Source organism: Helicobacter bizzozeronii, from assembly GCF_900196775.1.
GTDB classification, from domain to species: Bacteria; Campylobacterota; Campylobacteria; order Campylobacterales; family Helicobacteraceae; genus Helicobacter; species Helicobacter bizzozeronii.
Genome location: NZ_FZLB01000036.1, coordinates 1 through 9,270 on the forward strand (window position 1 = coordinate 1; position 9,270 = coordinate 9,270).

A 9,270-nucleotide genomic window follows, 5' to 3' on the forward strand; every position below is an offset into this window, starting at 1 on the left:
TTTAGACATTTTTAAAGCCCATGAAGAACACTAAATTTAAAACCCTCTACCCCCAAAGTTTCCCCCAAAAACTCCCCCTTAAAAGCATTGCCCTTTTTGTTTTACTCTTTATCATCGGGGCGATCACCCCTTTTCCCAAGATCGCCAAGCAACCCCAAGTCCCCCTAGTTTTTGACACCACCGAACATTATGCCCGTTTTGTGCCCACTCTTGCCTCTTTTGCCCTGCCCTTAATCAAACGCGATCCGATCGGTCTGATCCAAATTATCCATGTGAGTATCGCCACCACCATCGCCACGCATTCCTTTAAATGGGGGCTTAATAATGTGGTGATCTTTAGTAGGCGTTTGGGTGAGCGCCCCAATGGGAGTTCTAAAAACATGCCCAGCGGGCATTCCTCGATGATCGCTTGTGCCCTAGCTTTTTTGGTGCGCCGTTATAGCTGGGTGTGGCTGATCTTTTTGCCCTTAGCCTTTTTGACAATGGGTGCGCGCATTTATTACAACGCCCACACCATCGGCGCGCTCATTGCCGGCTTTAGCGTGGGTGTGCTGTGCGTGCTGTTTTTAACCAGCCCCTATCAAAACCAAAAAAAGGATTTTTGATGTTTAGACGCTTAAGACGCTTGCGTGCCACAGAAAATTTACGGGCTTTGGTGCGTGAAACAAGACTGCATGTTGCTGATTTTATCGCGCCTTTATTTGTGCTTGAGGGGGTGGGGGTGTCTAACCCCATTGCCTCCATGCCCGGGGTGTTCCAAATGAGTATTGATATGATCTTAAAAGAATGCGCCTTGTTGCAAGATTTGGGCATTCAAGCCGTGCTGTTATTTGGAATCCCCAGCCACAAGGACGCTCAAGGCTCAAGTGCGCTTAATGCCGATCATATAGTGGCTAAAGCCACGCGTGCCATTAAAAAAGAGTTGCCCTCTTTGGTGGTGATTGCTGATCTGTGTTTTTGTGAATACACCGATCACGGGCATTGTGGCATTTTGCGCGATCAAAGCGTGGATAATGACAAAACCCTAGAGATTTTGGGCAAGCAGGCTGTTATCCTAGCCCAAAGTGGGGTGGATGTGATCGCCCCTAGTGCGATGATGGATGGCATGGTTTTAGCGATTCGCCAAGCCTTGGATCAAGGGGGCTACCCCCACACACCGATCATGAGCTACTCCACTAAGTTTGCCAGTAGCTATTATGGTCCCTTTAGAGATGTGGCGCAATCTGCCCCCAGTTTTGGGGATCGCAAGAGTTACCAAATGGATTATGCCAACCCCAAAGAGGCGATCTTAGAGAGTTTAGAAGATGAGATTCAAGGGGCAGATATTTTGATGGTCAAGCCCGCTTTGGTGTATTTGGATATTGTGCGTAGCATTAAGGATCGCACGCTCTTACCCCTTGCTCTTTACAATGTGAGCGGGGAATATGCGATGTTCAAACTCGCCCAAGCCCATAATTTAATGGATTATGATCGCTTGCTTTTAGAAACCATGATCGCTTTTAAGCGTGCGGGGGCGGATATGATCATCAGCTACCACGCTAAAGAAGTGGCACAACTCTTACAGAAAGGATTTTAATGGGACGTGCTTTTGAATACAGACGAGCAGCCAAAGAAAAACGCTGGGATAAAATGAGTAAGGTTTTCCCCAAATTAGCCAAAGCCATCACGCTGGCAGCCAAAGAGGGTGGGGGCGATCCAGCCAGCAATGCCAAATTACGCACCGCCATACTCAACGCCAAAGCCCAAAACATGCCCAAAGACAATATCGAGGCAGCCATCAAGCGCGCCAGCAGCAAAGAGGGGCAATTAGTGGAGGTCAATTATGAGGGCAAGGCTAACCATGGGGTTTTGCTCTTTATGGAATGCATGACGGACAACCCCACCCGCACCATCGCCAATCTGAAAAGTTATTTCAACAAGACCCCCGGGGCTAGTATGGTCCCCAATGGATCGCTAGAGTTCATGTTTGGTCGTAAAAGCGTTTTTGAGGGCTTATTAGCCAATTTGCCCCTCTCTTTGGAGGACATGGAATTAGCCTTAATTGATTATGGGCTAGAATCCCTAGAGGTCATCGATCAAAGCTTTTTGGTGCTAGGGGATTACCAACACTTCAAGCAATTACAAGAGGGCTTTGAGAGTTTGCAAATCCCCATCCAAAAGGCTTGCTTGCAACGCATCCCCACCTCGCCCATTTCTTTAAGTGAGCAAGCCCTAGCCGAGATTGAAAAACTCTTGGATCGCATCGAAGAAGATGACGATGTGATCGCACTTTATAGCAATATTGAGGGCGTGCAAGCCACATAACGCCTGAGGATTTCACAAGCAGCCAAACTATCTAGCATGCCATTTTTGCGGGCTTGTTGGCGTTGCTTGTGGCTAAGATGGGCAATCCCCTCTAGGGCTAGCTCGCTGCTGCTGCTCTCATTGACATAGACAATGGGCGCAAAGTCAAGCAAGCCTACAAAGTGCAAAATGCGCGCGCGCGTGGTGGTGTAGTGTGCATCGGGTAAGCCCACAATGAGCGTATCGGGCTTTTTGAGCTCTAAAAGCGTTTGGAGTTGCTGGCTGGCTTGTTGGCGGTTATGGCGTAAAATGGGCTCTAGGGGCAAGATCACCCCCTGCACCCACATAGCAAGCCCGATTCGTTTTAAGCCAATATCTGCTGCTAACAAGATCATTAGGCTAGAATCACCCGCCCATCTTGGCGTTTGATCACCCCTAAAAGCTCTTGTTCTAAGAGAAAATCCCCATAGATCGCATAAGCCTCTTCAAAACTGGGTCTTTGGCTACAAAAGCGCAAAAAATCACTTGTTTTGGGCTCTCTTGGGGGCTTTAGATCATAATCTTGAGCCAAGCGGGCACAAAAGCGTTCCACATCATAGATCGCTTGGGCTTTACCCTGTTCTAAAAGCTCTTGAGTGCCCAAACTCTCGCCCAAGCGTTGGGGCAGGACAAAGAGGGGTTTTTGTTGTTCTAAAGCCAGCCTAGCACTCACCATCGATCCGCTGTGCATGTCTGCCTCAGCAACCACCACCACATCGCTTAAAGCCACTACCAAGCGGTTACGCTCCAAAAAAGAATGCCTATAGGGCAGAAAATTTTTTGCATACTCGCTGATGATCAAGCCCTCCTTAGCGATTTGGCGGATAATGGGCGCATTGGAGGGCGGGTAGATATAATCCAAACTACAAGGGGCGAGCATGATCGTGGCGGGTAGGGCATTTTTTTGGGCAGTAATATCCACCCCCAAAGCCCCCCCGCTCACCACCACACCCCCCATGCGTGTAATGTGTTTGGCAAGCTGGGCGGTGGTGTGGCGGGTATAAAGACTGGGTTTGCGCGTGCCCACAATGGCGATCTTACAAGGCGACTCTAATAATGCGGTGTTGCCCACAGAGTAGAGGGCTTTAGGGGCATTTTTAAGCCCCTTGATCTCTAAATCTAATGGCTCAAAAACAAAACCGCTAGCAAGAGCCATCACCCTGACCTAATACAATTTCGACTTCTAGGGTGTTGGTGTTGTGGCTAGAATTGGTGCGCACATTGATCGTTGTGCTGTGGGTGTATTTTTGCACGACCGCTAGAATCTCTTTTTTCATCTCCTCAATATAGGGCAAACGCATGCTGCGTTCATAGGCTAGCACCAAAGTTAAGCGATCCTTAGCGACATTGGCACTATTGCCCCCCTTAAACCACTTATCCAAAAAGGCGCTCATGCAAACCAGCCCTTGAGCGTGCCCACCAAGCCTTTTTTACTCTTAAATTGCCCAAATTCCACTTCCTGCCCCAAGAGTCTTTGGGTGATTCGCCTAAAAGCCAATGCGCTAGGGCTTTGGGTGTAGATGATGGGCTCGCCCGTATTGGTCGCTGAGATGATCTTATCATCTTCGGGCACAAGCCCAATCAAGGGTAGGGCTAGGATTTTAAGCACATCCTCATTAGAGAGCATTTCTTGTTTTTCGACCAAATCAGGCTTGATGCGATTAATTAAAATGTGTTTGGGCATCTCCTGCCCCTCTTGAATCCTCTGGCTTTTGGCATCCATAATGCCAATCACCCGATCGCTATCCCGCACACTGCTCACCTCTGGGGTTACCACAATAATAGCGCGATCAGCAAAGAGCATGGCATGCTCAAACCCGCTTTCAATGCCTGCTGGCGAGTCGATCAAGACAAATTCAAATTGGGCTCTTAACTCTTGGATCAAGGCTTGCACCTTGTTTTTATCCAAGATATTTTTATCCTTGCTCTGCGAGGCGGGCAAAAAGTGCAGGTTTTTGGTGCGTTTATCTTGGATCAAGGCTTGGGGCAACTTGCAATTGCCCTCCATCACATCCACCACATCATAAACAATGCGGTTTTCTAAGCCCAAAATCATGTCCAAATTACGCAAGCCAATATCAAAATCAATCGCCACGACTTTTTTATCTTGCTGGGCTAGCCCGATGGCTAGATTCGCCGTTGTGGTGCTCTTGCCAACCCCTCCCTTGCCGCTTGTGATGGTGATAACCACAATATCTCCTTATGCCTTGAATAAATGCGCGCGCAAATGCGCCCCCACCTGTTCTAAGAGCTGTTTAGTTAGCTGGTCTTTATGTTGTGCTAGCATTTTATGCCCCCCTTGTGCCTCTTGCATGAAGGCACGCGCAAATTCCCCGCTCTCAATTTGGCTCAAGAGTTCTTGCATGTGCGCTTTGCTCTCTAAGTTAATGAGTTTTTGGGCGGCTAACAAACCGCCGTATTCGGCGGTGTTGGAGATATGCTCTTGCATGCTGGCTAGACCCTTGTTGTAAATCAAATCCGCAATGAGCTTGATTTCATGCACGCATTCAAAATAGGCTAACTCCGCTGGATAATCCGCCTCCAATAAAGTATTAAAGGCATTTTGCAACAAGCCCACCAGCCCGCCACACAAAACCGCTTGTTCGCCAAAGAGATCCGCACATGCCTCATGTTTAAAAGTCGTTTCCAAAATCCCCACCCGCCCCGAGCCAATGGCGATCGCATAGCTTAGAGCCAAATTACGGGCATTGTTTTGTTGGTTGTCTTGCTCCACCCCAATTAAGGCAAATAACCCGCTATTTTGCTGGTATTTTTCCCTGAGCGCATAGCCTGGACCCTTAGGCGCACACAAGATCACCCCCACCCCCTTTGGGGCTTGAATCTGCTTGAAATGCACGCTAAAGCCATGCGCAAAAAGCAAGGTTTGGTTAGGTTTTAAAAAGGGGGCGATCTCTTGGTTATAGACTTGTTGGTGAATCTCATCAGGGAGCATCATGGCGAGCAGATCGCACTCTTGAGCGCACTCAGAGACAGCGCAGACCTTAAAGCCCTCTTGCTTAGCTAAAGCCACACTTTTACTGCCCGCATACAGCCCGATTTTGACATGAACGCCACTATCACGCAAATTGAGCGCATGCGCGCGCCCTTGTGCGCCATAGCCCAAAACGCCCACGCGTTGGGATGTGATCAGACCCAAATTGCCATCTTGATCCGTGTAAATGGGTAAAAAACCCCCAAACCCCGCCATGCATTACCTTATTTGTATTATAATGGGCACTATTGTAAATAAAAACAACTTAAGGTTTGTTTGTATCGGGGGCGTAGTGAATCAACGAGTCCATCAAGAATTAGCCTTTTTAGATCGCATGGTATTAGAAATTCTCCAAGAGTTTAGCCCCACCACCACGCATTATTTTTTGACCCTCAAAAGCTTATTTGAAGGCAACATCTCAAAGGGGCAAGAGCAGATCACCCAGACATTAGAAAAAATCGCCTCTTCAGATCAGATTTTGGGCGTGATCAAGGCCTTTTCGCTTTATAACATTTTGATCAATATCCTAGAAGATCGCCACAAAATCCCCGCACTGGGCGTGTATCAAGCTTATAGGGCACTTATGCAAGAGGGTTTCCGAGCAGATTTATTAAATCAAAATGCCACCCACACCACCTTTTACCCCGTCTTCACTGCCCACCCCACCCAGTCCATGCGCCGCACCTTCTTAGAGGCGATCCAAGAGATTTACCAAGATTTAGCAATCCTCTTTGATCAAGCCTGCAACCCCACCAGCACGCATGGGGCTAAAGCCCGCCTAGCCTATCGCCTGCGTTTGCTGTGGAAAAGCCATCTAGTGCGCCAAGAACGCCTAGAAGTGCTTTTTGAGCTGGATAACTTGTTGTATATCCTTGAAAATTCTTTTTTACCCAGTTGCCAAGACCTTTTCCAAGAAATCCAAGACATGCTAGGCCAGCCCCTAGAGCGCGCCCCCATTTGTTTGGGGAGCTGGATTGGAGGCGATCGGGATGGTAATCCCTTTGTGAGTAACGCCCTCTTGCACCAAGTGGTGTTGATCCAACATGAATTTATCATCAATCTCTATCTCAAGCACACCGCCCAACTCCAACGCGAGCTCTCTATCTCCAGCGATTTTTGCACAATCTCTAAAGCCTTGCAAGCCGATTTACAAGCCCACTACCACAAGCTAGACCCCACCAGCGCTAGGCTGCACCCCAAAGAGCCTTTTAGGGCTAAATTAATTTTGATGCAAACCAAGCTTAAAAACCGCCTCATCGCCCTTAATTCCCCCTTGCCCATAGATTTTGCCTACCACAACGCCCAAGAATTGCTCGCTGATATTGATTTGCTATTAGATAACCTAGAACCCAGTTTGCAAGCATCTTTGTGGCACTTCAAGCATTTGGTTTTGCTCTGTGGTTTCCATCTGTTGCGTTTGGATTTTCGCGAGCACCGCGAGGTGTTTTTGCATAGCCTCAGTGAGGTGTTTTGTCTGTTAGGGCTAGCCACTAATGATTTTCACCGCCTAGATGAATCCCAAAAGTTAGAGATTTTAAACCACGCCCTTAATTTAGAACCCGTGCATTTGTTAGACTTGATTTCTAAGGTCAGTGAAAGCACCAAGCGGCTATTAGAGGCGTTTTTAAACATGGTTTGGGCTAAATCCCAAATCGCCCCTGAGATTTTTAGCTCTGTAATAGTCTCCATGACAACCCAAGCCAGCGATTTATTATGCGTGCTGTGGCTGGCTAAACAAGCAGGCTTGGCGATCAAAAAAGGGGTTAATACCTTAAAAATTGCGATCACCCCCCTTTTTGAGACCATCCATGACTTGCAAAACGCCCCAAATATCATGCAAATCCTGCATGCCAACCCCCATTATAAAGCCTATCTAGAGGGCATGGACTCCCAACAAGAGATCATGATCGGTTATTCCGATTCAAGCAAAGATGGGGGGATTTTTGCGAGCAATTATAATCTTTATGGGGCTATTAGCAATTTGATAGCCTTAGGGCAAAAATTGGGTATCCGCTTTTTGCTCTTCCATGGTCGGGGGGGGAGTGTGAGTCGGGGTGGGGGGAATTTAGAAGATGCCTTGCTGAGTGCCCCCGTGCAAAGCGTGCAGGGCGCATTGAAAATCACAGAGCAAGGCGAGATGATCAGCACGCGTTATCTGAACGCCACCAGCGCGCGCCACAACCTCTCTAGCATGGTGGGTGCGCTACTCAAAAAAAGAGCCTACGATCACAATAACCCCAATGTGGATCACCCCCAAAACCCCACCATGCAAGCCATTTCTAATATTTCTTACCAAACTTATAGAGAACTCTACACCCATCCGGATTTTTTGGATTACTTTAAAGCCGCCACGCCCATTAGTTTTATCCAAGAGCTCAATTTAGGTTCGCGCCCCTCCAAACGCAAGGAGAGTAGCCACATTGAGGATTTACGCGCGATCCCGTGGGTCTTTGCTTGGACGCAAAATCGGAGCATTTTGCCGGCATGGTATGGGGTGGGTAGTGGGTTAGAGGGTGTGGGGGATTTGCCCCTTTTGTGCCACCACTACCAAAGGGGCGGGTTTTTTAAGGTGGTGCTGGATAATATCTCCCAAGTGCTCTTAAAGGTAGATTTGCAAATTGCCGCCCAATACCACGCCTTTGCCAAAGATAACCCCAGTGCCTCCCGCATTTGGGAAAAAATTACAAGTGAATTTGAAAAAACCATGCATTGGATTTTAGCGGTGCGCTCAGAAAAGAGCCTTTTAGAGAGCGATGGGGTCGTGCAACAAAGTATTTTATTGCGCAAACCCTATATCAATGCGCTCAATTATCTCCAAATTGAACTCATCAAGCAATTCAAGCAAGCCCCACAGGCCAAGCACGCCCAACTTAAAACCTATATCCAAAGCACTTTAATTGGCATCGCCCAAGGCATGCGTAACACGGGGTGATGATGAAAAGCCTTTTATTTTTAATCCTTTTAGTGGGTTATTTACAGGCTTTGGTGGTCCAAACCTCTACAGATTTGGATTTAAAAAAAGCGGTGGGGACTTTTCAGGGCGTGGTGTTTTACAAAAACGCCCCCCAAAAGCATTTGATTATAGAGGGCACATACAAGCTCCAAAACTCAAAACTCATCTTAGAAGCAACCCACCTTAAAAAAATCCCACCCAACAAAAAGAGCAAACCCACCACCCACCCCCTCTTGCAAGTCCAAGCCACGCAAAATTTAGGCACCATGCGTTTAAAGAAAATTGCCAAGGGGAGCAAGATTTACTTTAAAGAACCCAATTTGCAAAAAATGGCTACCCTTTTGGGGGTGGATTACGCCCAGTATGTGGCTAGCCAAAATGTTTTAGGCGTGCTAAACCCTCCCAACTCAGCTCCCACCCCACAAAATCTAACTGCGGCTAACCCCCAAGCTACCCAAACTGACCCAACTAGCCCCACCAACTCCAAGGCTTTAAGCAACACCCCTAAAACCAGCACCCCTAAAAGTTACCAACGCACCACCCGCACCCCCAGCACCCGCACCACTCGCACCACTCGCAGGCGGACTTCTACCCCCCGCTCCCACACCACCAGCAAAGCCCGCACCGCCGCTAGCACCTACACCCCTAAAAGCACACGGACTAGGGGCACAAGCACCAGAACAAGTCGGGCAAAAACACCCAGTCTTAAAAGCACCAAAACCCCCCAAAATGCCCCAATAGCCCAACCTAGCCCCCAAACTTCTTTAGCACAAAGCAACCCCAGCCCACCGCCCGCCCCCCCTCAAGACCACCAACCTAGCCCCCGTCTCTTATCCACATCTGACGCTGCCGACGAATAGAGCGGTGTAGAACTCGGTGGGCCCCGTTCTCATAAAACAAAAAAAAAAAAAAGAATAGGCGAAGCAGCGAACTCTCTAACTATATCGCAACTAAAGCACCGACGAATAGACACAGATCAACCAAGAGACGGTGAGATCACAGA

General features: G+C 48.2%; 9 protein-coding genes. 4 read left to right on the plus strand and 5 right to left on the minus strand.

What is annotated here, in order from left to right:
• Positions 1-20: 20 nt before the first annotated feature.
• The 3 genes from lpxE to C5684_RS04575 are packed head-to-tail and all read left to right on the plus strand — an operon-like array spanning position 21 to position 2,304.
• Positions 21-605: a lipid A 1-phosphatase LpxE gene (gene lpxE / locus C5684_RS04565; protein WP_013890019.1), complete on the plus strand. Its 585-nt coding sequence runs from the start codon at positions 21-23 to the stop codon at positions 603-605.
• Positions 605-1,576 carry a porphobilinogen synthase gene (gene hemB / locus C5684_RS04570; protein ID WP_006017851.1) on the plus strand — a complete coding sequence of 324 codons (972 nt, stop codon included), beginning with the start codon at positions 605-607 and terminating at the stop codon, positions 1,574-1,576. Before lpxE ends, hemB begins: the two co-directional genes overlap by 1 nt.
• On the plus strand, positions 1,576-2,304 hold the full coding sequence (locus C5684_RS04575; protein ID WP_013890018.1) for a YebC/PmpR family DNA-binding transcriptional regulator: 729 nt from the start codon (positions 1,576-1,578) through the stop codon (positions 2,302-2,304). The genes hemB and C5684_RS04575 overlap by 1 nt, the downstream gene beginning before the upstream one ends.
• Here the strand turns inward: C5684_RS04575 and ruvX are convergent.
• Genes ruvX through ilvC form a run of 5 tightly spaced genes read right to left on the minus strand, consistent with a single transcriptional unit; the run spans position 2,271 to position 5,530 of the window.
• Entirely contained in the window at positions 2,271-2,675 is a 405-nt protein-coding gene (ruvX, locus tag C5684_RS04580; protein WP_193365372.1) for a Holliday junction resolvase RuvX, read from the minus strand. The genes C5684_RS04575 and ruvX overlap by 34 nt on opposite strands.
• 2 nt (positions 2,676-2,677) lie before the next feature.
• Complete coding sequence (gene dprA, locus C5684_RS04585) at positions 2,678-3,478, minus strand: DNA-processing protein DprA (RefSeq protein ID WP_013890017.1); 801 nt, start codon at positions 3,476-3,478, stop codon at positions 2,678-2,680.
• The gene (minE, locus tag C5684_RS04590) at positions 3,465-3,716 is read right to left on the minus strand and encodes a cell division topological specificity factor MinE (RefSeq protein WP_013890016.1); all 252 of its coding nucleotides are present in this window, start codon (positions 3,714-3,716) and stop codon (positions 3,465-3,467) included. Before minE ends, dprA begins: the two co-directional genes overlap by 14 nt.
• Positions 3,713-4,513, minus strand: coding sequence for a septum site-determining protein MinD (gene minD, locus C5684_RS04595; RefSeq protein WP_013890015.1), 801 nt, complete (start codon positions 4,511-4,513; stop codon positions 3,713-3,715). Before minD ends, minE begins: the two co-directional genes overlap by 4 nt.
• A gap of 9 nt (positions 4,514-4,522) precedes the next feature.
• Complete coding sequence (ilvC, locus tag C5684_RS04600; RefSeq protein WP_104639551.1) at positions 4,523-5,530, minus strand: ketol-acid reductoisomerase; 1,008 nt, start codon at positions 5,528-5,530, stop codon at positions 4,523-4,525.
• 76 nt (positions 5,531-5,606) lie between these two features.
• Between ilvC and C5684_RS04605 the strand changes: the two genes are divergently transcribed.
• A complete protein-coding gene (locus C5684_RS04605; RefSeq protein WP_104639552.1) occupies positions 5,607-8,246 on the plus strand; it encodes a phosphoenolpyruvate carboxylase in 2,640 nt (879 codons plus the stop codon).
• Positions 8,247-9,270 lie beyond the last annotated feature (1,024 nt).